The following is a 25,779-nucleotide window of genomic DNA, read 5'->3' on the forward strand; positions in this document are numbered from 1 at the left end:
TGGATTGTTAGTTTGAAAGTTTTCTACATTCCATGCGTATGGAAATGGGAACTTGGTGACTGCATATATTTCTCGCGTCCACTTTGCAAAATTCCAATGCATTGTTGTATAGGGATCTCAATATTTTACTGTTGACATCCCTGTCATTGTCAAACTTGTCATTGGCTTTTTGTTTTTTCAATTCATGTATATCTTTTAAGGTTTCAATACATGAGGGACTTATTGTTGTTGATTGGGTTCGTAAAATTTTGAAAATAGGTTGTAATTGTTCATATGAAAAACTGATTGATTTTTCATCACTTGATTGTCCATAAACAGTCAAGGGAAATAGGGTGATTATAAAAGTTAAAAATCTTGTTCTATTTTTCAATTTAATCTCTAGTTAAGGCTTCATTTCATAATTGCAAAGTTTATGTTATCCAGCTGTTAAAGTTAGATAAAAACCTTTATATTATATATGTTTATAACTTAAATGATATATTTATACAGTTTTTTAGCATATTATCCTATAATAACACACAAACTATTCCTCAAGTTTATCCCCCAAATTGTGGATAACTTTATGTCGGATAAAAATCAATCCTTGAATAGAAAATTATAATATTCAATCATAAAGTTAATAAAAATAGTATTGAAGAACATGAATGGAAAGAAAATGGTAAATTTAAGAATAAATAATATCAAACATTGTTTTTGTATCGGTATATGTTTAGTTTCATCCGCGCTGTTTCTTAATGGATGTTCAGGAACAGCTGAAACACCAGTTCCGGCAGGAACACAATCATCTGTTGGTTATGGATCTGTTTGCAAGGCAGGAATTTATAGCTGTCATACCCCATATCAAGTTCCTCTGGGCTCTCCATGCAGTTGTCCTGGCGTGGGAGCGCCCTCCTACGGTAATGTTCACGCGAAATAAATAAAATTGACAAGGTAATTCGGAATTCCTCATGATCTTTTCCTCATCAAAGAATGACAAGGATCTTTTTGCCTCTGATCACACCTTTATAAGTGAGAATTCAAATAAGAAGTCAATGATTGATAATAAGGTTCCTCTGGCTGATCAATTGCGGCCAGTGGAATTGGAGGAAGTTGTCGGACAAAATCATTTGGTTGGTAAAAAGGGCATTATTACCCGTATGATTAATCATGGTACTTTATCAAGTTTGATTTTGTGGGGTTATCCTGGAACAGGGAAGACGACGATTGCCCGGATTATTTCCCAGTATACAAATTTGAGATTTGTTCAAATATCCGCAATTTTTTCCGGGGTGGCAGAATTAAAAAAAATTTTTGACGAGGCAAGAAAATATAGACAACAAACCGGTAAGGGTAGCCTATTATTTGTGGATGAAATTCACCGTTTCAACCGTACTCAACAAGACAGTTTTTTACCCGTTGTTGAAGATGGAACTATTATTCTGATAGGGGCGACCACTGAAAATCCATCTTTCGTGTTAAATGGTGCTTTGTTATCCCGTTGCCAATTGATGGTAATGAAACGTCTTGATGAAGAAGCGTTGAAACAACTCATTCAGCGTGTTGAAATTAATACTGAAAAGAAATTGCCTCTTACGGATAAAGCCTTACATGTTCTTATTGCCATGGCAGATGGAGATGGTCGCTATCTCTTGAATATGGTAGAACAATTAATCAAACAAAATTTTGATCATAAAATTGATGAAAATGCGTTAAATGAATTACTAAGCCAAAAAGCAGTATTGTATGATAAGGATAGGGATGGGCATTATAATTTGATTTCAGCCCTGCATAAATCACTTCGAGGTTCGGATCCCGATGCTGCCTTGTACTGGTTCGCGAGAATGTTGGAGGGTGGAGAGGATCCAAGATATATTGCAAGACGATTGACCCGTTTTGCATCGGAAGATATTGGATTAGCCTCACCTAATGCTCAGATACTGGCAATTTCAGCTTGGGAGAGTTATGAACGGTTAGGATCACCTGAAGGGGAAATCGCATTGGCTGAACTGGTAGTTTACTTGGCAACAGCACCAAAGTCCAATGCTGTTTATAAAGCCTATAACAAAGCGAGAGCGGTTGCAAAAAAAACGGGAAGCTTGATGCCACCAGCCCATATATTGAACGCGCCAACCAAAGTGATGAAAGAACTTGGTTATGGCAAGGGATATCAGTATGATCATGATACAGAAGAGGGATTTTCTGGACAAAACTATTTTCCTGATCGTATGAAACGTGAACAGTTTTATTTTCCCACACATCGAGGAACAGAAGAGATCATTTCAAAACGTCTTGAACAGTGGAATAAACTTAGAAATAAATAGATTATATGAAAATTTTAAATATTACGGTTAAAGATGAAGATGGTGAAGTGCGTCTTGATCGTTGGGTAAAAAGAAATTACCCCCAATTTACGCAGGGCATGATTCAAAAATTGTGCAGAACCGGTCAAATAAGGGTTGATAAAAAAAGAATTCAGGCATCTACACATTTGAATACTGGAAATGTTGTTCGGCTTCCTCTTGTTGAAAAAGATGATCTATCATCAAAAAAAAATCATGACATGGATTCCCATTTTTCAAGAAAAGTTAAAAGCTGGATTATTTATGAAGATAGCGATCTATTTGTTATAAATAAACCGTCCGGTATTGCTGTTCAGGGGGGTAGTAATGTAAGATTTCATATTGACGGAATGCTCGAAGCATTGAGGGAAAATAGTAACTATCGTCCCTGTTTGGTTCATCGTTTGGATAAAGATACTTCCGGTATATTATTGATTGCTCGTCATCCAGCTGCTGCAGCAAAACTGACTGCTGCGTTCAGAGGCAGGGCAGTAAAAAAAATATACTGGGCCATTACAACAGGTCGTCCCGTTTCATCAAGTGGTAGGGTGACGCTTCCATTATTGAAAGTTGAACGTCCGGGCGAATCATATGTCGTTGTTTCAGAAGAAAATAAAAATGCGCAAAAAGCTGTAACGGAATATATGGTTAAAGATTATGCCGCCAGGAAATTTGCCTGGGTCGAATTATATCCCCTTACTGGACGCATGCATCAACTTCGTGTTCATTGTTCGGCGATGAACTGTCCTATATTGGGGGATAGAAAATATAATCAAGTGAATGGCTCACTCGAAGGTTTTCCAGAATTACTACATCTTCATGCCCGCGCAATAATCATTCCTCATCCCCGGGGTGGATATCTGGAGGTTGAAGTTGAATTGTCATCCCATATGAAAGAAACATTTAAGAGATTGGGATTTGATATGCCATCCGGTAATTGTGTCAAAGTTAATAAAAGATAAGAAATATAATTGAAAATATTTCATTTGAAAAATTAATTTCGTTTTATGATTGCATAAAAAAACCATCATGTTATTTCTGATTAGTTTATATTTTTAACTTACCATTATTAAATGAATCCAAAGATTAATGATGCTAAAAAAGAAAAAGATATTTATTGGTGTTTTGGGAGCCTCTGTATTATTGATAGCGGGAAGTAACCTTGCAATCAATTACATGATTGACCGGCAAAAAATCAATGATCAATTATCAGAAATAATTGAAAAAAAAACAGGACGAAAAGTCCATTTAAATCATTTGTCTCTTCAATTGGTTCCCTGGCCTGAAATCAAAGCATCGGATATTGCTTTGGAAAATATAAAAGATGGCAAGGCTGATTATTTCATTCATGCAGGGAAATTTTCAGCGAAAATTAATTTATTGTCTTTGTTAAAAAAAAATATCAATATTCATGCATTGGAACTTTCAAATGTAAAATTAAATTTGGAAGAAAATCAAGAAGGCATAAAAAACTGGGAATTTCATCCCTATAAAAAATCAGATATTCCGTCTGAAAAAAATAAGAAAAAAAATAAGAAAAAATGGACAGTTAATTTCAGGACAATCAATTTCAGTCATGTTCAGACATGTTACGATAATTTTAGAAATAATAAACATGCCCATTTTCTTTTGAAAACTGTTGATATTGATCAGTTTGAAGGGAATAAGATACGTTTTGAAATTAATGGACATAATCATCAAGCGAATTTTTCATTATCTGGACGTATTAATCATGCGGATGCTTTGCTATTGCATAGAAATGTAGTTTCTTCATCTCCTGTTAAATTCCAAATGGTTTTAACAGAGTATTTTCAAAACCAAAATGTCGGAAATATACATGTCAATGGAACTGTAAAAGATTCTATCAATTTGAAAAATTTCTCAATATCGGCAAGAGGTGCGATTCTAAACCTGCGGAACCTTAATTTGTTATTCCCACATGCCAATTTACCATTGGTTGAAAATATTACCTTCAATACGCTACTTGAAGATATTGATACAGAAACGGAGAAAAATTCAAAACCAAAAATAAAACTGTTACAATTAAATATGGGTTATATTCCAATTAGGGAATCATACAAAGATTTTGATTTGACGAATGTCCAAATCATGGCCAATCAGTTTAATGAAAATATAAATATCCAGTTTAAGGGAAAACTGAATGACAATATATTCAGTTGGGTTGGCGATTTGGGAACATTGAATAATTTTCAACAAATATTGTTTTCAGATAATCTCAAGGAAATACCCATAAAGGGAAATTTGTCATCAGATAATTATTCGGCACAGATTCATGGGACAGTGGGAGGAAAAAATCCATCTCTCAAAATAAAATTAAATGCATTAAAAATTGACCATCAATTTTCTAAAATTGGTTTTGTTGAAGCACATGATATATTTTATAGTGGTAAAATATATTTGCCTTTTAGAGTTAACATTCAGTCAATCAATCATATTCGCGATGAAATTTTGCACAATTTGGGTGCAGAAGGTAGTATAAACGGTAAAAATCTTCAATTTAATCAATATAATTTTAATAATTTTTCAGGATATTTTAATTGGAATAACAACCAGTTAAAAATTAACAATGCACAGTTCATTAATAAACAAAATCATCTTAATCTTGATATCGCCTATAATCATAACAATGATGATCAAAAACTGTATGTTACGATCCATCCATCCGTTTTTCCGATGGAGTGGCTGGAACAAAGATATAAGTTGGCAGAATTGTATAGTGGTCCTATTGAAGTGACTGGAAATATTTCAGCTAAAGGTTCAAATTATGATCAGTGGATTCATTCAATGGTTGGACGTGTTGGAATAGCCGGAATTGGAGGAATCGTCAAGGCTGAAGGATTAAGACATTATCTAGGTAAAGCGGCTGATACTTTGCCATTGAAAAAGAATCTTTCAACGCAATGCTTGGCGGTACATCTTAACCTGAAAAATGATCAATTATATTTTGATACATTTACACTTCAGGCTAAAAAATTTGCCCTGAATGGAACAGGGTATTATTCTATACCCGCACATCAAATTGATTTTCATATTGTTCCCGATATCTCATTGGGTTCATTCAGTGCCTCCGTGCCAATCATTATTAAAGGCAATCTTGACAAACCGATCATAAACTTTGAAAAAAATAAAGATAAGGTTTTTACCCTAATTATTAATACGATAAAAAAAATGCTTGAACGCACCGATTATTGTTCAGATTCCTTATCAAAAGCTAGAGCACAATAATTATAAATACCTGATATTGGAAAAATTATATGAACAAACCATTAAAATTGCGCCGTTTTTGGGATAAGGCAACTTATATCAAAGATGATGATGGTTTTAGGATATATCTTGATAAACAATTATTACGTCTTCCGCAGAAATCGATACTAAAAGTATCTAACGAAACGCTAGCAAAAAGAATAGTAGATGAATGGCAAAATGCCGGTTGTAAAAAAGGAGATATTTTTTCATTTGATACTTTACCCATTACGCGAATAATCAGTACTCTTATTGAAAAAATCAAACCTGATCGTAAGAAATATATTGATGTCCTTCTTCCCTATGTAAATGGTGAATTGCTTTGCTATCGTGCGGAAAAACCTAAACAATTAGTAAATAGACAAAATCAGCTATGGCAACCTATTTTGCAATGGATTGAAGAGTTTTTACATATAACCTTTAGGGTGACAAAAGGGGTTATGCCTATTGTGCAGGATAAACTGACAGTTAATAAGATAAAAACCTATATTATGAAGCTTTCTGATGAAGAGTTGACTTTTTTTGCTGTAATTATACCATTATTGGGAAGTGTTGTATTATCAATTGCCATTTTTGAAAGAAAGTTATCAGCACAGCAGGGATTTGAGTATGCTTATCTGGATGAACATATTCAATCTCAAATTTGGGGTTATGATGCAGAACAACAACAAAGATTAAACCTTATACAGAAAGAAATCAATGAATGTGTAGATTATCTTGAATATATCAATAATTGAGGTTCAAATAATTTGATTATCAAATCTCAGAAAATAGTTTGAAAGTTAAATTTTAGACCAAGTTTCCTCTTCTGGCATAAGCAAACATATTACCGCTTGACAGGCAATACCTTCCTGGCGGCCTGTAAATCCCAGTTTTTCGGTAGTTGTCGCTTTAACGGATATAGCTGAAAGTTTGAGTTGCAACAATTCTGAGATTTTTTGCCTCATTGAAACGATATACGGACGCATTTTCGGTTTTTCACAAATCAGGGTAATATCCAGATTACTTATTTTACCACCACGTTCTATTATGCGTTTTCCGGCATGAACAATAAATTTTTGGCTATCCGCATTTTTCCATTGAGGATCAGAGGGAGGAAAATGACTGCCGATATCCCCTTCAGCCAAAGCACCGTAGATAGCATCACATAAAGCATGCAGAGCAACATCGGCATCTGAATGGCCTGCCAATCCATGTTCATAGGGTATATTAATACCGCACAGGATCAATGGACGATCTTTTTCAAAAGCATGCACGTCAAAACCGGAACCTATTCTCGGAATCATCACTTTAGACATAAGGCATTCCAATCGTTTCAAATCATTTTTGTAGGTTAATTTAATATTGTTTTCATCACCCATGACCAACATAACGGGTAATCCCGCCTGTTCAAAAAGCGCTGCATCGTCTGTCGCTCCTTTGGAGAATGAACCGCGATGAATTTTAAGTAATTGGCGAAAATTAAATCCTTGAGGTGTTTGTGCACGATATAAATCATCTCTCGAAATTGTATTCTCAATAATATTTTGTTTAGATTTTTTAAGTGTTTCAGCAACGGGAATGGCGGGAATAGCTGCAGGATATTGTTTAAGAGCGTCAATTACCTTTGTAATAATCTCAGATGATACATTCGGTCTTGCTCCATCATGTATTAGAACAACATCAGGCTGTTCAGGTTCGGGAAGTTTTGCCAATGCTTCCAGACCGGCCTTTACACTATCCTGTCGTTCTTCCCCCCCTTGAATGATTGGTAAAATCTTATTACTTTTTAGATCATTTAAAACTGGAGACAGCAATGAGGCATCACCTACGGGCTGTACAAGATCAACATGAGGTAAAAATGCTTTGGCAGCATGAAAGATGACAGGATGACCCAGCAATTGAACATACTGTTTTGGTAACGTTCCATTTTGATTGAACCGTTTACCTGAACCGGCAGATAGAAGAATAAGAGCGATGCGCATAATAACTGAATTGTATAAAAAAAGATATTTTTGTTAAACTATAATTAAAGTAAAAGACTTTATTAATCATGTTTTAAATAATAAATCAATTGTGATAAATTTTACGAAATCAAATTGAAAATAATACCGATAATGATTACAGATACCGCTAAAGACATTCCTGATTTGAAACCAATTTGCCTTGCTGGGGATAAAATAATCAACTATCCTGTTATTCTGGCACCTATGGCAGGAGTGACAGATTTTCCATTCAGACAATTGGTCAAGAAATTCGGTGCGGGCCTGGTTGTTTCCGAAATGATAGCCTCATGGGCCATGATTCGTGAAAACAAGACAACGTTGCAAATGGCTGAACCCATTACAAAGGGCTTGAACTCTACCCAATTGGCCGGTTCAGATCCTCAAGCCATGGCTGAGGCGGCACGAATCGCTGTTGATAAAGGCGCTGATATTATTGATATTAATTTTGGCTGCCCCGTCAAGAAAGTGGCTGTGGGTCAACAAGCTGGCTCAGCCCTGATGAAGGATGAATTAAAAGCATCAATTATATTGGAAGCAGTGGTTAAAGCCGTTGATGTTCCGGTTACGCTTAAAATGCGTATGGGGTGGGATCATCAATCCCTAAATGCCCCGCAATTGGCCAGAATTGCTGAAGAATGTGGGATTAAAATGATTACAGTGCATGGCAGAACACGACAGCAATTATATAAGGGGAAAGCAGATTGGTCTTTTGTGAAGTATGTTAAGGAAGCTGTTAAAATTCCAGTAATCGTTAACGGTGATATTGTTGATTTCAATACTTCTGTGATTGCTTTGCAACAATCAAAGGCTGACGGAATTATGATTGGACGGGGTGTTTACGGAAAACCCTGGCTTTTATCCAAGATTATCCATTACCTGCAATGCAAGGATATTCCAGCACCTATAACCTTGCAGGAAGAAAAAGAGATCGTTCTATCTCATTATGATTCCATGTTAACCTATTATGGGGAATATTCTGGATTAAGATTGGCCCGTAAACATTTATCATGGTATTGTGCGGGCTTACCTGATTCCGCTTCATTCAGAGCGTCAATTAATAAAATGGACAACGCCAGGGATGTAATTTTTGCAATTAACGAATTCTATGATATCCATAGTGATGAATTTTTAATAAGGCATGAATTCGTTAATTGAAATTTATGATGAGCAAAAATATTCATGTTTTTACAGATAGTAATGAGATAATTGAGGCTTTACCTTTTCCATTGGTGATTATCAATCATTTCGGAAAAATTGTTTATCTGAATCATCAGGCAGAATTGTTTTTGAATATTTCCAGAAAATCTGCCCATTGTTGTGAATTGAATGATTTTTTGCTGGAAAATATATCTTTTTCAACATTGTTTTCGCAAGTAAAAGAAAATAGACGTGTTGTTAGACAATACGAAATGAAATTAAGATTGAAAAACGGTAATAATAAAGAATTTTTTCTTTCTCTGGCTCCAGTTGAAAATAATGATGATCTATACATCGTTACATTTCATGATCATTCCTTATTCAATATAATCAGGAATTCACGGGAAACAACTGATTTCAATCAAATTGAAAAAAACCTGGCATTAATGCTTTCGCATGAAATAAAAAACCCATTGTCAGGTATTCTTGGTGCGGCACAATTGCTGCAACAAACTGTTACAAATGAAGATAAAAAACTAACCGACTTAATTTGTACAGAAGTTGAGCGCATAAGTAAAATGCTTGATAGATATATTGATGAAACGCATAAACATATCAAATATTCGAAGTTGAATATTCATGCTATTTTGAATCATGTTATGCAAATCGCAAAAAACGGTTTTGCTAAAGATATCAGAATCAATGCATTATACGATCCATCTCTACCTTTAATAATGGGCGATAAAGATGCATTAATACAATTATTTCTTAATCTTATCAAAAATGCTTCAGAAGCATTGCAAAATTTTGATAATCAAGATGAAATAAGTATAATAACCAAATATCAATCAGATTTGATGATAAAAGAGGCGTGTCATCACTATAATTTTTTACCATTATTGATTGTTATTAGAGATACTGGAGCAGGCGTATCTGAAAAAATAAAAGATCATCTTTTTAATCCGTTTATTAGTGACAAGGAAAATGGATTGGGAATCGGATTAGCTTTATGTAAAAAAATTGTTCAAAATCATGGAGGTATGATTGATGTTGAACGAAATAAAAAATTCACTGATTTTAAGATATATCTTCCCATCAAACAATCCAAAGCGAACCTGAGATATTAAGTTGTAATTAATTAAAAATGGTTATAAAAAAATCAACAATCTTAATTCTGGATGATGATACCTCGATCAGAACAGTTTTAAGTCAGGCCTTTACACGACTAGAATATAATGTAATGGCAACGACAAAAGTTGAATTGGGATTGGATTGGGTTAAGAAAAATAAAGTTGATCTTGTCATAACAGACATAATGATGCCTGATATAAATGGCTTTGATGTTATTGACAGGATTAAATCATTTAATATTGACATACCCATTATTGCTATAAGTGCATTATCAACACTTTCAACGGCATTAGAGGTTGAAAGAAAGAATATTTTTGAATATTTCCCAAAACCATTTGACCTTAATAAGTTAATTGCAACGGTACAAAAAGCATTAAAATCCTTAAAAGTCAATTTTTACAATTTTGATGGAATTATTCATGAAGAAAATTTACCCTTAATTGGTCAGTCAACAGCGATGCAGGAATTGTATCGTATGATCGCTAGGCTAATTCAATCTGATTTGACTGTTCTTATCACGGGAGAAAGCGGAACAGGTAAAGAGCTCGTTGCAAAAGTTTTACACAATTATGGTAATAGAAAAAACAATTCATTTATAACGATAAATTTGGCTATTTTACAAGATGATGATATTGAAAATGAGCTTTTGAAATATACTCCTTTTATTCATGAAAATAAAAAAGAAATAGATAATCTGGAGAAAAACTATAAAGGTACATTATTTTTGGATGAAATAGGTGAGTTATCATTATCTGCTCAATTTCATCTATTGAAATTTCTTGAAAAAAATTTTTGTTTCTCAACGAATAATTCAAACACAAAAAATTACCGTATCATAGCGACGTCAAAAAACAATCTATTTGAGTTGGTTAAAACCGGGCATTTTAGAGAAGATCTCTTTTATTGTTTAAATATTGCACCATTATATCTTCCCCCTTTAAGGGAGAGAACTGAGGATATACCTTTACTTATCCAACATTTTTTAAAAAATGATCAAAATATTATAAATTTTTCTAACGAGACTATGGATTATTTTTTGACTTATAGTTGGCCAGGAAATATTCGTGAATTAAAGAATATCATAACTCGTCTATTGATTCTATATCCCTATGAAACAATCGAGGTTGATTTTGTAAAAAAGATTTTAAATGATTCTTCCATGATTGATAAATCATTCAAGTTGGACAGTTTAAAGCCTTTGTCAAAACTGATTGAAAGTCATCTAAACCGTTACTTTATTGAAAATAAAGGTCAACCAATTTCAAATTTACATGAAAAAATTATAATGGAAGTTGAGCGACCCTTGATTGAAATGGCTCTTGTGGAAGCTGAAGGCAATCAAATAAAAACGGCTTCGATGCTGGGAATAAATCGAAATACGTTACGTAAAAAAATGAAAATGTTTAATCTTCTTGAATTGAGTAAAAAACATAAAGGCTCAACATGTCTGGAAAAATCTATAAGCAGAAAGTGAATAAGGTTACTGAAAAATTTTCTAATAGAAAAGCCACTATTTTCTTGGTTGTGCTAGCCTTGATTTTTACAATCATCACTTTTGTTATTCTTTCAGGTGGAATTGTTACATCTCATAAATCATCGGTACAATTTGTTATTTTAAGTATTAACGGATTAGTTCTTGTTTTATTGATACTAGCTTTATTCTTTTGTATATTTCGTTTGATTTCCGAACATAGACGACGATTGGTTGGTTCAAAAATACATATCAAGCTAATTGTGTTATTTAGTATTATTGCCATAGTTCCAACCATCTTGGTTGGAATTTTTGCGACAATTTTATTTCATTTTGGCATTCAAAACTGGTTTAATAACAGGGTAAGCACAGCGCTTAACGAGGCTTTGCTGGCTTCAAAAGGTTATTTACAGGAACATAATGACAATATACGCACTGAAGCCTTTTCTTTGGCCAATTATATACAAGGTATTCAAAACAATTACGCTCAAGCAGGTCAGGATCTATATGATGATAGTAATAGCCTTGATCAGATTCTTGATTCTCAAGCAACATTAAGAGGATTAAATGCTGCGTTTGTCTATAACTCTTTTACGCAAAAAATAATTGCGTCGGGCGGTCTATTCAATAATACATCATACGCCAAACAATTGCCTCGATCAGCGACCTTGATGTCGCATAATGATGTGGCAATTTTGGATTCACCTGATGAGGAAACAGTTCGTGCTGCCATTCCTATTAACGATACTCCGCCGCTCGTTTTATTGATTATAAGGCCTGTTGATCCGGTTATTCTTAATCATATGCATAAAACTGAAAAAGTTGTTATGCAGTATAATGATTTGAACAACAAAAGTTCAAAAATTCAGGTGATGTTTGTAATTATATTTGCATTGATTGCATTGCTTGTTGTTTTAGTGGCCATTTTGATAGGGCTTTTTATTGCCAATCAAATTGCTCGTCCTGTCGGGTTATTGACGTTAGCCGCACAAAAAATCAGTAAGGGTAACCTAAATGTTAGGGTACCTGAATATGGTAAGGATGATGAAATAACCGATTTGGCACGTGCCTTTAATCAAATGACCAATCAACTTTCTGTCCAGCATAAAGAACTTATAGAGGCCAATCAGCAAATTGATGAACGCAGACGCTTCACCGAAGCGGTTTTATCCGGTGTTTCCAGTGGAGTGATTGGGTTGGACAAGCAGGCAGTAATTGAATTGCCTAATCGATCAGCAAATCAGCTTCTATCTATTGATTTAATGAATTATATAGGACATAAAATTACAGATGTTGTACCAGAATTCTCTCCCTTGCTATCAATTATTTCCGAAGAAATAGATATCATCAATAACAATCATAAATTAATTCAAAAGGAAATTCAGATCAAAACCTCTGCTGGGAGTAGAATGTTGCTTGCTCAGATTGGGCCAGAAATCAGGGGAAATGAAATTGAGGGATTTGTAATTACCTTTGATGATATAACGGATTTACAGGCGGCGCAGAGAAAAGCCGCCTGGGCAGATATCGCCCGTCGAATTGCGCACGAAATCAAAAACCCCTTAACACCTATCCAACTTTCTGCAGAACGACTTCGAAGACGTTTTCTTAAAGAGATATCCAAAGATCAGGATATATATAATCAGTGTATTGATACAATTGTACGTCACGTTGGTGATATAGGTAGAATGGTGGATGAGTTTTCATCTTTTGCTCGACTTCCCCAACCTGTTATCAAAACAAACGAAGTGACACGCATTATTAGGGAAACATTATTTCTTCAGCAGAATGCACATTGTGAAATAAGATATCATACGGATTTGCCTAATGACAAAATTGAAATGAATTGTGATGCGCGATTGATAAGTCAGGCTCTCACTAACTTGTTTCAAAATGCATCAGATGCTATAAATATGAAAAATGAAAAAAGTAACGGTCATGAAAATTACATAGGAAATATTTGGGTTACATTAGAGTTAAATAAGAATACTATTATCATTTCAGTAAAAGATGATGGAATTGGTCTTCCACAGGAGGACAGGTTAAGGTTAACTGAACCTTATGTAACCCATAAACCTAAGGGAACAGGATTAGGTCTCGCTATTGTAAAAAAAATTATGGAAGAACATAATGGGACATTGCAGTTAAAAGATCGGATCGAAGGTCGGGGAACAATATCAATTTTGACTTTTCAAATACGAGGACAATATGACGCATGAAATTTTAATCGTCGATGATGAGCCAGATATTAGACTACTCATTGAGGGAATTTTACAAGATGAGGGGTATGAAACTCGACTTGCCGGGGATGCGGCTTCAGCGATTAAGGCCTTTCATGCAAGAAGACCATCCTTAGTCATTCTTGATATATGGTTGCAAGGGTCAAAAATGGATGGTTTGGAAATTCTTAAACTCATACAAAATGAAAAACCTGCTGTTCCCACTATCATGATATCAGGTCATGGAACAATAGAAACTGCTGTTTCCGCACTTCAACATGGTGCATATGATTTTATTGAAAAACCTTTCAAGACAGATCATCTGCTAGTAGTAGTCCGTCGTGCTCTGGAAGCTGCAAAATTGGCAAGGGAAAATGAAGAATTACGTTTTCGAAGTGGATACGAAGTTAAATTAAATGGACAAAGTCAAACTATCAATTCTGTCAAAAGTCAAATTGAGCGTGTTGCGCCAACTAATTCTCGAGTTTTAATATATGGTGCGCCAGGTACGGGAAAAGAAGTGGCTGCTCGAGCTATACATAAATTATCCAAAAGAGCAGAGGGGCCTTTTTTTGTATTAAATTGCGCAACCCTTTCCCCAACAAGATTTGAAGAGGAATTGTTTGGTATTGAGGGCAATACACAAAATAATTTGCAAAGACGTACCGGTGTTCTTGAAAAGGCTCATGGAGGTACGCTGGTGTTAGATGAAGTTGCCGACATGCCTCTTGAAACACAGGGAAAGATTGTTCGAGCATTACAGGATCAAACATTTCAACGTGTTGGCGGTTCCAGCCGCGTTAAGGTTGATGTGAGGGTTATTGCCATTACGAATAAGGATTTAAACCAAGAAATTGCCAATGGAAGATTCCGCAAGGATTTATATTATCGTCTTGCAGTTGTGCCTTTGAAAATTCCAAGCTTGAAGGAAAGAAGAGAAGATATACCTGAACTCGCAACTTTCTTTTTGAAGCATTATTCTGAATTAACCGGAGTGCCAGTCATTGAATTATCAGCAGATGCTCTAACAACCTTACAGACTTATGAATGGCCAGGAAACGTACGTGAATTACGCAATTTAATGGAACGGCTCTTAATCATGATGCCTGGAAATGTTAATGAAGCCATCCGTACTGATATGTTGCCATCAAATGTCGGTCAAAACGCACCGGGTTTATTGAAAATCGATACACAAACTGATATCATCAGTCTTCCGTTAAGAGAGGCTCGTGATATTTTTGAAACGCAATATTTACAAGCTCAATTAATGCGGTTTGGTGGCAATATCAGTCGGACTGCTGGTTTTGTTGGAATGGAACGAAGTGCTTTACACAGAAAATTGAAACAGTTAGGAGTTACCGGGTCAGAAGAAAGAAATAATAATAATATAAATAATTAAACTGTTAATATATGCAAGTTTCAATTTCATAAAGTGATTGGTAAAGGTTTTATTTTGTCAAAAGATACATATCAAAATATTCAAGATGTTTTTTTAAATCAGATCCGCCGTTCCAAAGTTTCAGTTACTGTTTTCTTAGTGAATGGCGTGAAATTACAGGGAATCATTTCTGGATTTGATAATTTCTCCATATTATTACGTAGAGAAAGTCATGCGCAGCTCGTTTATAAACATGCTGTAAGTACGATTATGCCCTCGTCACCTGTTCAACTCCCCTTTAATGCACCTGCAGCGACTTCAACTTCCACAACATCTGAAGAAAAGTGAGAATTTATATTTATGATTGAATCCGATTCAGTGAAATCATCAAATTTTGCTGCAGTCATTGTTCCATGGGATGTAAATCTAAAACAAAATGATAGGAATTCTAAATCTAGGCTTGATGAGATTGTTGGATTAGTATCATCTATTAAAATTGATATTGTCTATAGAGAGATTATAAATATTCGGTCATTCCGTTCTTCAACCTTAATAGGGCGGGGAAATATCGAAAAATTAAAATCTGTTATTATTGAGAAAAAGATTCAAGTTGTTGTTTTTGATGCACGTTTAAGTCCAATTCAGCAACGAAACCTTGAAAAAGAACTTAATTGTAAGGTTATAGATCGAACAGCCTTAATACTTGATATTTTTGGTGAAAGAGCGCAGACCAGAGAAGGTGTGTTACAGGTTGAACTTGCCCACCTTCAATATCAGCGTAGCCGACTAGTTAGATCATGGACTCATTTAGAAAGGCAGAGAGGTGGGTTTGGGTTTATGGGGGGGCCCGGTGAAACCCAAATTGAAGCGGATAGAAGACTGATTGATGAACGGATTACCCGTTTAAAAAAAGATCTTGAACAGGTTCGAAGGACAAGAGGATTGCATCGTAAGGCTCGAAGAAAAGTCCCTTTTCCTATAGTTGCCTTAGTTGGCTATACAAATGCAGGAAAATCCACTTTATTCAATCATTTGACAGGGGCTTCTGTTCATGCTCAGAATCAACTTTTTGCTACACTTGATCCCACCATGCGCAAGATTGATCTGCCATCAGGAAAAACAGTCATTCTTTCTGATACAGTTGGTTTTATTAGCGACCTCCCAACTGAATTGATAGCTGCTTTTAGAGCAACGCTTGAAGAAATTTCCGAAGCGGATATCATATTGCATGTAAGAGACATTTCACATCCAGAGACCCGTCAACAACAACAAGATGTTTCTTCTGTATTGGACATGATGGTGAAAGATGATGTATTGAGTGAAAACTGGAGGTCATCGACAATTGAAGTTCTCAATAAAATTGACCTCGTAGATTATACTGAATTAACAGGCAAAAATGATAATATTGTCGGTGTATCTGCCTTGACAGGACAAAATCTACCCTCGCTCATTTCTAAAATTGACCAAAGATTGCAATGTTCAATGGAAAAATTGACATATGCTATTGATATTGTTGATGGTTCAGCTTTAGCATGGCTTTATGATCATGGAGAAATTCTTGAGCGTCATGATAGCGAAAAAATCATTCAGGTAACGCTGTTACTTTCTCCTATAGATAAAGCTCGATTTGAACAGCTTTATACGTACTAAAAATTTTTTTTATATTTTCATTTCATACATTCGATGAATTTTATTGGGCTCTGGAACAATCCGTTCAATTAAGTTTCGCATACCATGATTTGTTTCCAAAATCCATCCCAATTCAATTGTTTTATAGGGTAAAACTTCTCCACGTTCAAAAAGTTCGGATATAACCAATGATGGCATCAAAGCTCCTAGAGCTGTATCTCTTATGGATCCACTTATACCAAGTAAAATAACGCGGGCTGAATGAAATTGGTGTCGTAAGATTCGATAAATCAATTTACTATATCCCAAAAGGGATGGATCAGGTCCGATATCAATGATTAAATCATAAATATTGGGAATTACCAAAGCAACAGCCACTGGAATATAATTTTGTTCAACCAGAACAAAATTATCAGGTTTTAGCATGGATTTTAAATCTTTAATTAATACAGACATCTCGATTGAGGTGAGGGGAACAAAGCCCCAAGTATCATGCCATGCATCATTGTAAAGTTGGCGAAGAATTTCACCATCCCGCGCAATTTCTTTTGTATTTAATTTTCTGGTTGTGATGTTACCCAATTTTCCACATCCCATTTTCAAACCTGCAGGTATTTTATGGGCCTGTTTAGCTTGTGGACCGAATTTCATCTGATATGAAAGTAGATCCATGGCTTTTTCAAGACCGACTGCTTCAATATGGTGATGAAGCCAGGTTGGATGCCAGGGAATGGCAACGGTTGGTAAGGCATTTTGCCCTGTTATCATTATCCCTATTTCAGAATTGGCATTTAGAGTATAAGGTCCCCTGATTTTTTCCATGCCATTATGTTTCAACCATTTGGTTGCAGCGTCTATTAATTTTTTTACGACGCATAAATCATCAATTGCATCCAACGCACCGAACAAACCGACAGGTTCCTTCCATTGTCTTAACGCATTCGGATCAATTTGTGCAGAAATACGTCCAACAGGTTGATGATTTTTATATGCTATGAAATATTTTGCTGAACCATATCGAAAAAAAGCTGATTTTTTAGGATCTAATAAGTTTGATTCTTGCCAGTCCAAGGGAGGGACATATCCAGATAAACCTTTATATAGAAGACGTGGCAATTGAATAAAAAGTTTAAGCTGTTGTTTGGTTTGAACAGGAACAATATCAATATTATTCATGGAGCAAGAATTAAGGGACATGTAAAAACCATAGAAATTATGAATTATTATTTTTGAATTTTACCAATGTAAACTATAAAATAGCATTTTCTGCTTTTATATATAAAAGGATTTTGTCTTGATAGATATAAATTTATCAAAAAACAATCAAACCTTAAATTATCAACCAAAAACTCAATTTAATTCTGCAAAAAATATTCTGATTACCGGGGCTTCCAGTGGAATAGGCCAATCGTTGGCAATAGCATGTGCAAACAAAGGCAAAACTCTTTTTTTATGGGGTCGTTCTCAAGAAAAGTTGGATAGAACGGCACAATTATGTCTAAACAGAGGGGCAAAGGTTCAAATATTTGGTATCGATCTTGCAGATTCAAAAAATAGCTTACACCAACTGGAAACATTATTAATCAATTATACAATTGATATGGCAATCATGGCTGCCGGTTCTGGGGATATAAGGGAGGATCAAAACAATTTGGAAAGTGATGAGTTATTATTGAAACTGATGCATTTGAATTATGTAACACCATGTGTCATGGGTAATAAAATAGCTCAACAAATGATTGATCGTGGAATTTATGGACAATTGGTCTTTGTCGGTTCGGTTGCTGCATTTCATTCATTGCCTTTTGCAACTGCCTATAGTAGTTCAAAAGCTGGTTTAAGTCGTTTTGTTGATTCTTTGAGAATTTCCGTGAAAAAATGGAATATAAAAATCACTTTAATCACTCCTGGATTTGTCGATACACCCATGAGCCAAAGGTTGGAATGTAACAAACCTTTTATGATTTCATTAGAAACCGCAACTCAAAAAATAATTAAAGCGGTTGATGAGGGAAAAACAGAGCTAATTATGCCTAAATTGTTTGTTTATCTAAAATGGATTGATCTTGTTATGCCTAACAGATTAAAAGACTTTATTCTCTCTCGTCTTAAAGTGAAACAATCTTGAAATCTGGAGGTCCGGGAGGGAATTGAACCCCCGTAAACGGATTTGCAATCCGCTGCATGAGCCACTCTGCCACCGGACCATTTGATCAAGCTATTGCCTATATCAATGAAATTGGTAAAAAGGTCAAGAAAAAAATGTATAAAAACTTTACTTTTCATATTTGAGTAGTTCATGGTATTAATTTTGAAAGCATAGATATAGAGATTTTATAAACAATGACCCATCCGAATTTTGATTTTGTTCAGGCCCGGCAAAACATGATTGAAAATCAGTTACGTCCTGCTGAAGTCAGTCATGTTAAATTAATAGAAATAATGCGTGTTTTACCACGCGAATATTGTGTTCTGAATAACCAAAAAGAAATGGCTTATTCAGATATTAATATTTCACTTTTTGATCAACGGTATCTTAGTGAGCCAAGAGTGCTTGCCAGACTTGTTCAACTAGCAAATATTGAGGCAAAGCAAAAAATATTGGTTATTGGTGCAGGGACTGGATATCTTTCAGCCATTATTTCCTTAATGGGTGCGGAAGTATATGCACTGGAAGAAAATGAAAAGTTGTCTGTTATTGGAAAAAAATTCTGTAATGAATATGCATCTGACGTGCAATGGTGTGATGGAATATTACAGGATGGATATCCAAAAAATAAATTTTATGATGCTATAATAATTGACGGCTGTATTAAGGAAATTTCAAAAAAACTGATTGATCAATTAAATAAAAATGGTCATATTATTACGGTTTTAAAAAAAGATGGTGATATAGGTCATGCAGTTATAGCAAAAAAGACTGATGAAGGTATAGTAATACAAAAAAGTTTTTATGCTGCCTTACCTTATTTACCAGAATTCATGAAATAATTTATATTTTTGAGCTGCTATTTTATTTTGAAGTGTTATTAATAAGGTATTATCATGATCGTCAATCGTAATTTTGGAATAAGTTTATTAACATTTTTTGCATCGACTACTGTATATGCTCAAAATTATGATGGATCAGGTATGCCAAGTTTTATTCCGCATACGCTTGAAGAAGCTCTGGCGACAGCTTATCTAACCAATCCAGATTTGCAACAGGAACGTGCCAGCTTGAGAGCCGTGGATGAACAGGTTTCGACAGCACATGCAGGTTGGAGACCGACTATCACGACAGGTTTGACTGGTGTTGTGACAGAGGGTTATAACTTAGGTGTTTCTGAACCGGCATTAGGTGCTGCAGGGGTTCATTATCCTAAATCTACTACAGAACAAAAATCAGGTGGACGACTTGGATATGGTGCAAATGTTAATATAACACAACCTATTTATCAGGGTGGGAAAACGACTGCTCAAACGCATGAGGCAATAAACAAGGTCATGGCTGAAAGGGCAAAACTTTTATCAACTGAACAAAAGGTTTTTAGCAAGGTTATTGATGCTTATGTAGCTGTTATACAATATCAGCAGCTGTTACAGATTAATATTAACAATGAAAAAATTCTGGCTGAACAGGTCAAGGCCACACATCAGCGTTTTAATCTTGGAGAAGTTACGCGAACCGATTCTGCACAGGCAGAAGCGGCATTAGCCGCAGCACGAGCACAGCGTCAAACGACTGAAGGAGATTTGCGTGGTGCTGAGGCAACCTATACCCAAGTTGTGGGGATTGCGCCAGCTCCTAATCTCAAACCACCTCAACCTCTGATTTTACCGATCAAAACAGAACAAGAGGCAATTGCACAGGCAGCATCAAATAATCCAGACGTGATTTCAGCCCTGTTTACTGAAGCATCACAAAAAGATGATGTAAATGTGGCTATATCGGAAATTATGCCTAAGCTTAATGCTTCTTTATCCTATCAACGCATGGTCAATCAAGGAGTAGGACAGAATACATCAGATCAAAAAATGGGTATGTTGCAATTAAACATTCCCATTTATCAAAGTGGTGCGGAATATTCTAAAATACGTGAAGCAAAACAGTTGGCTCAGGCTGCACATCGTCAAGTCAGTTCTCAACGAAGAAGTGCCATGCAGCTTGCCTCTACAAACTGGCAAAAATTAATGGCAGCCAAAGCGGCCATAGCAAGCAACCGTGCCGCCATTGCGTCAAATATTATTGCTTTGGCTGGTGTTGAAAAACAGGCTGTTGTTGGAACAAGTACAACATTGGAAATGTTGCAACAGCAACAAACCTTGCTAAATTCACAAACCACACTTATTCAGAATTTAAGCTCAATGGTAACGGCATCTTATAGTATTGCTTCAGCCATTGGGCGTTTAACGGCACAAGACCTTAAACTGAATGTTCCCCATTATGATTATACAGCATATTATAATGCTGTTAAAAACAGATGGTGGGGTATGAGTGACTACGCACAGGATCAACCTGGACGTTAATAATTTTTCTTTAGTATAATAAAAATAATAAATGTTAGATAAAAAATTTAATCCATCTGCTTGTGAAAACGATTTATACCATATATGGGAAAAAAATGGTTCTTTTTCAGCCAACCCGGAAATAAATGAAAGAAAACCTTTTGCCATAATGATCCCGCCACCAAATGTGACGGGTACCTTGCACATAGGACATGCTCTAACGATGACCTTACAGGATACCCTTGTAAGGTTTCGTCGTATGCAGGGATATGATGTGTTGTGGCAACCAGGTACGGATCATGCTGGTATTTCGACTCAATTGGTTGTTGATCGTCAATTAACAGCTCAAGGCATTGATCGTAAAACCTTGGGCAGGGAAAAATTTATTGAACGTGTCTGGCAATGGAAAGAGGAATCTGGTGGTCAAATTACCCAACAATTGAGACGGGTTGGTGCATCTCTTGATTGGAGGAGAGAGCGCTTTACAATGGATGAAGGTTTGTCTGAAGCTGTTAAAAAAGTCTTCATCACGCTTTATCGAGAAGGATTGATTTATCAGGATAAACGTTTGGTGAACTGGGATCCTGTTTTCAGATCTGCCGTTTCCGATCTTGAAGTCGAGAATAGAGAAATACAGGGAAATCTCTGGTATATCAAATACCCGTTAGTGGAGGATAATACTCAATTTATCGTTATTGCAACAACTCGTCCAGAAACAATGTTGGGTGATACTGCGATCGCTGTTCATCCAAAAGATGACCGTTATAAAGATCTAATAGGCAAAAAAGTTGTTGTTCCATTAACTAATCGTGAAATTATAATTGTTGCCGATGAATATTCAGATCCTGAAAAAGGTACAGGAGCAGTGAAAATTACACCTGCTCATGATTTTAATGATTTTGAAGTAGGTCGTCGTCACAACCTGAAATTGATAACAATTTTGGATGAAAGTGCAGCAATTGATCTAAATGAGTTATCTGAAAATGAAAAATCAGATTTTATATGTTCTTTACAATCATTACCTCGTGATAAAGCACGTAAAATCATTGTCGAAGAATTAAAAAAGCTTGAATATATTGAAAAAATAGAATCGCATAAACATCAGGTCCCTCATGCTGAACGTGGAGGGGCAGTTATTGAACCTAGATTAACCACACAATGGTATTGTGACGCAAAAACGCTTTCTGAACCTGCTATCAGGGCGGTACAATCGGGAAGGATGAAATTTGTCCCCAAACAATGGGAAAACACTTTTTTTGCTTGGATGAGGGATCTGCAACCCTGGTGTATAAGTCGTCAATTATGGTGGGGGCATCAAATACCCGCGTGGTATGGTCCAGATAATACTGTTTTTGTAGCCTATGATGAAAACGAGGCTAAACAGCAAGCATTAAAATATTATGGATGTGAGCAGGAATTACGAAGAGATGAAGATGTTTTGGATACATGGTTTTCATCCGCATTGTGGCCATTTTCGACATTGGGGTGGCCAAATGAAACAATAGAGCTAGACCGTTATTATCCTGGAAACGTGTTAATAACAGGTTTTGATATCATTTTCTTTTGGGTTGCGAGAATGATGATGATGGGAATGCATTTTATGAAAGATATTCCCTTTAAAACCATTTATTTACATGGACTTGTACGTGACGAAAAAGGTCAAAAAATGTCCAAAACCAAAGGGAATGGTATCGATCCTATTGAAATAATCGACGAGTTCGGTGCTGATGCAATGCGATTCACTATTTGCGCTTTGACAGGGCCGGGTCGAGATATCAAACTAGGTAAAAAACGTATTGAAGAATATCGTACATTTATCACCAAGTTATGGAATGCTGCACGATTTTGCGAAATGAATCAAGTGACTGAAAATACTGAATTTTCACTATCCGATATTCAGTTATCCCTAAGTCAATGGATTTTAGCAGAATTATCAAAAACGATTAGACAGGCCACAGCTGCTCTGGATAATTTTCGTTATGATGAATATGCTTCTGTTTGTTATCATTTTACATGGGATAAATTTTGTGATTGGTTTTTAGAATTTGCAAAATCAGCGTTTCAAAAAAATAACCACGATACAGTAAAAGAAGTTAGAACAATCACTGCTTTTGTATTAAAGAATTTGTTAAAAATTTTACATCCCGTTATTCCGTTTGTAACAGAAATTATTTGGGCTGAATTTGGATTTGGTAAAAAAGGAAGCCTGATCACGTCTTCATGGCCAAAAAGTTATGAATTGGAGACAGCTATTTCTCAAAAGGCAAATGATGAAATAGATTTTATAATAAAATTAATAACTGAAATTCGTGTTTTAAAAGCTGAAATGAATATCCCGCCAGCAAAATTAATACCTGTTCTGGTTAAAGATATTGATCAAAAACATTTCCAAATTATTGAACAATGGTCAGATGCCATTGGCAGAATGGCCAGAGTGCAATCTATTGCCAAATTACAGAATGAAATACCATCTGGTTCGATTCAAACAGTTATAGATGATACAATCTTAGTCTTACCTTTACAAGGCATTATTGATATAAAGAAAGAAAAAGAACGCTTAACAAAGGAAATCGAAAAAATTGCATTGGAAATTGAACAGCTGAATAAAAAATTATCCAACCAGAATTTTCTTAGTAAGGCAAGACCTGAAATTGTTGAAGAAAATCGTGAACGGTTAAAACAGTTGGTAAAATCTGAAAAGCGATTTAAAACCGCTTTATTGCATTTAAATTAAAAGTAAAACTTTCAACTATTAAGGATGTTGAAAAGGTAATTCAATATCCTTTTAATTGTACAAATATTTACAAATATCATGGTTGATTATTCATCGAAAAAATTTATCTTGTATAAAGGAAAAAATATGCATGGAAATGAAAAAAATCAATTGACAAACAATATAGTTTTGGGTGGTGGATGTTTTTGGTGTATAGAAGCAATTTTAAAAAATGTTAAGGGTATCCGTACTATAATACCTGGTTATTCAGGAGGATATACTGAAAACCCAACTTATAAGGAGGTATGCACTAATCAAACTGGGCATGCCGAAGTGGTAAAAATCACTTATGATCCTGATACTATTAGCCTTGATAACATATTAAAATTATTTTTTGTTATTCACGATCCCACGACGAAAGATCGACAAGGTGGAGATATCGGTTCGCAATACCGTTCAATAATTTTACCCGCATCTGTAGAGCAGGAAAAAATTGCCTATAAAATTATAAAAGAAATTCAAGATGAAAAAATATGGAAAAATCCAATTGTAACAGAAATTAAAATGCTGGATAAATTCTATCCAGCTGAAAAAGAACATCAAAATTATTTTGAATTACATCCTGAAGTGGCTTATTGTCAGGCTGTAATTGAACCAAAAGTCAGGAAATTCCAACAGAAATTTATCGACTACCTAAAAAAATAATATTATGATTTATCAATATTCTTATCATCTTCATCAAGAAAAAACTGGTCAGTTTCCTCATCAAAATCAAAAATTTCTGCATATCTGACCCAACCAATAATGGTTAACAAAGTCTGACGTGCTGAATTTGGTGACATGGTATCAGTCAATTCATCGCGGAACCTTTCAGCACTTGCTCTATGATTGGGTCGTTCATCCAGAATGGAACGTATCGAACGAATCAATGAAACATTCTTTATCAAGCTCTTACGGAAAATATCCTTACGTTCTTCCAGTTCAGAATTAACAAGTTTTTTTCCCAATTCAGTTAAGCGGATATCACCTTCGGCCATATCAGCGAATTCAAGCATTTGCAAGGTTTCACCAATAGGCAGTAAATCATCCAGCTCCATTTGCAGACTTTTAGCCAATTGAGGCAAATCTGCCTTTCCACAATAGGGTTCTGTATATAATGTTTCCATCATACCGATCATAAGATTCATTGACATACGTGGAAGCGCTGCATAACGATTATTTACCGCTTGTTTCATATCGATATTGTTTGGATCGACATTGATTGGATCACGATGAGTCATGAGAATATAAATCCGGTCAACAAATTGTCGAAAAGCCGGATCTTCCCGATTACGGGGATGAGGAAACGTAACTTCCAACTCGTGGGCAATTGTACCCGGATTTGAAGAAAATATAAGTAAACGGTCACACATCAATACAGCTTCCTCGATACTATGTGTAACAATCAAAATGGATTTTACTGGTAATTTTTTTTCTACCCACAGTTCAATAAGATCAGTTCTTAAATTTTCAGCTGTAAGAACATCAAGGGCAGAAAAAGGTTCATCCATCAATAAAAGATCTGGATGCACTACCAACGCTCTTGCCAATCCAACACGTTGACGCATTCCACCCGAAAGCTCTTTTGGATAAGCTTTTTCATAACCCCCTAAACCAATAAGATCTATTGCCTCTTCACTTAACTGTTCCATATTTTTTCGTGGGGTGTTTTTTGCATCAAGTCCCAGCTGAACATTATCTTGTACAGTCAACCATGGAAAAAGAGCGAAAGATTGAAAAACCATTGCTACATCTTTTGCCGGACCTGACAATAATTGGTTTTTCCATTTTACCTCTCCTTTGCTTGGTGGGATTAAACCAGCAATAATTCTCAATAAAGTGGATTTTCCAGAGCCAGAACGTCCCAATAATCCGACAATCTCCCCTTGTTTCAAGGTTAAATTGACGTTATCTAAAACCACCAATTCAGAATTATTATCTTTTTTATATGATTTTTGACAATTCTTGATTTGAAGTAAAATATCCTGTTTTTGATTCATGGTTTTT

General features: G+C 35.3%; 21 protein-coding genes and 1 tRNA gene. 17 read left to right on the top strand and 5 right to left on the bottom strand.

Annotated features, from left to right (window positions below; all coding sequences use genetic code 11):
* Positions 1-7 precede the first annotated feature (7 nt).
* The gene (locus H3T57_RS03300) at positions 8-370 is read right to left on the bottom strand and encodes a hypothetical protein (RefSeq protein WP_198193174.1); all 363 of its coding nucleotides are present in this window, start codon (positions 368-370) and stop codon (positions 8-10) included.
* A 285-nt stretch (positions 371-655) separates the two neighbouring features.
* Here H3T57_RS03300 and H3T57_RS03305 point away from each other — a divergent pair, with 285 nt between their 5' ends.
* The 5 genes from H3T57_RS03305 to H3T57_RS03325 all read left to right on the top strand — a co-directional run bounded on the left by H3T57_RS03305 (position 656) and on the right by H3T57_RS03325 (position 6,319).
* On the top strand, positions 656-916 hold the full coding sequence (locus H3T57_RS03305; RefSeq protein ID WP_110438584.1) for a hypothetical protein: 261 nt from the start codon (positions 656-658) through the stop codon (positions 914-916).
* A gap of 115 nt (positions 917-1,031) precedes the next feature.
* Entirely contained in the window at positions 1,032-2,300 is a 1,269-nt protein-coding gene (locus H3T57_RS03310) for a replication-associated recombination protein A (protein ID WP_232349755.1), read from the top strand.
* Positions 2,301-2,305: 5 nt separating this feature from the next.
* Positions 2,306-3,280 (top strand): RluA family pseudouridine synthase, encoded by a 975-nt coding sequence (locus H3T57_RS03315; RefSeq protein WP_198193176.1) that lies wholly within the window; start codon positions 2,306-2,308, stop codon positions 3,278-3,280.
* A gap of 127 nt (positions 3,281-3,407) precedes the next feature.
* Positions 3,408-5,564, top strand: a complete 2,157-nt coding sequence (locus H3T57_RS03320) for an AsmA family protein (RefSeq protein WP_198193177.1) — start codon at positions 3,408-3,410, stop codon at positions 5,562-5,564.
* Positions 5,565-5,593: 29 nt separating this feature from the next.
* On the top strand, positions 5,594-6,319 hold the full coding sequence (locus tag H3T57_RS03325; protein WP_198193178.1) for an ATP12 family chaperone protein: 726 nt from the start codon (positions 5,594-5,596) through the stop codon (positions 6,317-6,319).
* A 45-nt stretch (positions 6,320-6,364) separates the two neighbouring features.
* Here the strand turns inward: H3T57_RS03325 and H3T57_RS03330 are convergent, their stop codons facing one another.
* On the bottom strand, positions 6,365-7,546 hold the full coding sequence (locus H3T57_RS03330; RefSeq protein WP_198193179.1) for a bifunctional 2-C-methyl-D-erythritol 4-phosphate cytidylyltransferase/2-C-methyl-D-erythritol 2,4-cyclodiphosphate synthase: 1,182 nt from the start codon (positions 7,544-7,546) through the stop codon (positions 6,365-6,367).
* Positions 7,547-7,678: 132 nt separating this feature from the next.
* Between H3T57_RS03330 and dusB the strand changes: the two genes are divergently transcribed.
* The 7 genes from dusB to hflX are packed head-to-tail and all read left to right on the top strand — an operon-like array spanning position 7,679 to position 16,553.
* The gene (gene dusB / locus H3T57_RS03335; protein WP_198193180.1) at positions 7,679-8,722 is read left to right on the top strand and encodes a tRNA dihydrouridine synthase DusB; all 1,044 of its coding nucleotides are present in this window, start codon (positions 7,679-7,681) and stop codon (positions 8,720-8,722) included.
* Positions 8,723-8,727: 5 nt separating this feature from the next.
* Positions 8,728-9,831: a nitrogen regulation protein NR(II) gene (locus tag H3T57_RS03340; protein WP_198193181.1), complete on the top strand. Its 1,104-nt coding sequence runs from the start codon at positions 8,728-8,730 to the stop codon at positions 9,829-9,831.
* A gap of 17 nt (positions 9,832-9,848) precedes the next feature.
* The gene (locus H3T57_RS03345) at positions 9,849-11,309 is read left to right on the top strand and encodes a sigma-54 dependent transcriptional regulator (RefSeq protein WP_198193182.1); all 1,461 of its coding nucleotides are present in this window, start codon (positions 9,849-9,851) and stop codon (positions 11,307-11,309) included.
* Positions 11,279-13,525 (top strand): PAS domain-containing sensor histidine kinase, encoded by a 2,247-nt coding sequence (locus H3T57_RS03350; protein WP_155566793.1) that lies wholly within the window; start codon positions 11,279-11,281, stop codon positions 13,523-13,525. The genes H3T57_RS03345 and H3T57_RS03350 overlap by 31 nt, the downstream gene beginning before the upstream one ends.
* Positions 13,515-14,924, top strand: coding sequence for a sigma-54 dependent transcriptional regulator (locus H3T57_RS03355; protein WP_198193183.1), 1,410 nt, complete (start codon positions 13,515-13,517; stop codon positions 14,922-14,924). Before H3T57_RS03350 ends, H3T57_RS03355 begins: the two co-directional genes overlap by 11 nt.
* 54 nt (positions 14,925-14,978) lie before the next feature.
* Positions 14,979-15,251, top strand: coding sequence for an RNA chaperone Hfq (gene hfq, locus H3T57_RS03360; protein WP_122124269.1), 273 nt, complete (start codon positions 14,979-14,981; stop codon positions 15,249-15,251).
* Between the two features lie 12 nt (positions 15,252-15,263).
* On the top strand, positions 15,264-16,553 hold the full coding sequence (gene hflX, locus H3T57_RS03365; protein WP_198193184.1) for a GTPase HflX: 1,290 nt from the start codon (positions 15,264-15,266) through the stop codon (positions 16,551-16,553).
* A gap of 9 nt (positions 16,554-16,562) precedes the next feature.
* Here the strand turns inward: hflX and H3T57_RS03370 are convergent, their stop codons facing one another.
* The gene (locus H3T57_RS03370) at positions 16,563-17,729 is read right to left on the bottom strand and encodes a hypothetical protein (protein ID WP_370552863.1); all 1,167 of its coding nucleotides are present in this window, start codon (positions 17,727-17,729) and stop codon (positions 16,563-16,565) included.
* 97 nt (positions 17,730-17,826) lie between these two features.
* On the opposite strand from H3T57_RS03370, the gene H3T57_RS03375 reads away from it, so the two are divergent.
* Entirely contained in the window at positions 17,827-18,660 is an 834-nt protein-coding gene (locus H3T57_RS03375; RefSeq protein WP_198193185.1) for an SDR family oxidoreductase, read from the top strand.
* 4 nt (positions 18,661-18,664) lie between these two features.
* On the opposite strand, the gene H3T57_RS03380 is transcribed toward H3T57_RS03375, so the two are convergent.
* Positions 18,665-18,739 (bottom strand) — tRNA-Cys (locus tag H3T57_RS03380).
* Positions 18,740-18,875: 136 nt separating this feature from the next.
* On the opposite strand from H3T57_RS03380, the gene H3T57_RS03385 reads away from it, so the two are divergent.
* From H3T57_RS03385 to msrA, 4 genes are all read left to right on the top strand, one after another.
* On the top strand, positions 18,876-19,523 hold the full coding sequence (locus H3T57_RS03385) for a protein-L-isoaspartate O-methyltransferase (protein ID WP_198193186.1): 648 nt from the start codon (positions 18,876-18,878) through the stop codon (positions 19,521-19,523).
* A gap of 54 nt (positions 19,524-19,577) precedes the next feature.
* Complete coding sequence (locus H3T57_RS03390) at positions 19,578-21,041, top strand: TolC family outer membrane protein (RefSeq protein ID WP_110437977.1); 1,464 nt, start codon at positions 19,578-19,580, stop codon at positions 21,039-21,041.
* 31 nt (positions 21,042-21,072) lie between these two features.
* Positions 21,073-23,754, top strand: coding sequence for a valine--tRNA ligase (locus H3T57_RS03395; protein WP_198193187.1), 2,682 nt, complete (start codon positions 21,073-21,075; stop codon positions 23,752-23,754).
* 126 nt (positions 23,755-23,880) lie between these two features.
* A complete protein-coding gene (msrA, locus tag H3T57_RS03400) occupies positions 23,881-24,438 on the top strand; it encodes a peptide-methionine (S)-S-oxide reductase MsrA (RefSeq protein WP_198193188.1) in 558 nt (185 codons plus the stop codon).
* Between the two features lie 2 nt (positions 24,439-24,440).
* Here msrA and H3T57_RS03405 read toward each other — a convergent pair whose 3' ends face one another.
* Positions 24,441-25,772, bottom strand: coding sequence for an AAA-associated domain-containing protein (locus tag H3T57_RS03405; RefSeq protein WP_198193189.1), 1,332 nt, complete (start codon positions 25,770-25,772; stop codon positions 24,441-24,443).
* Between the last annotated feature and the right edge of the window lie 7 nt (positions 25,773-25,779).

It is taken from the genome of Commensalibacter sp. W6292M3 (assembly GCF_016101315.1).
GTDB classification, from domain to species: Bacteria; Pseudomonadota; Alphaproteobacteria; order Acetobacterales; family Acetobacteraceae; genus Commensalibacter; species Commensalibacter melissae.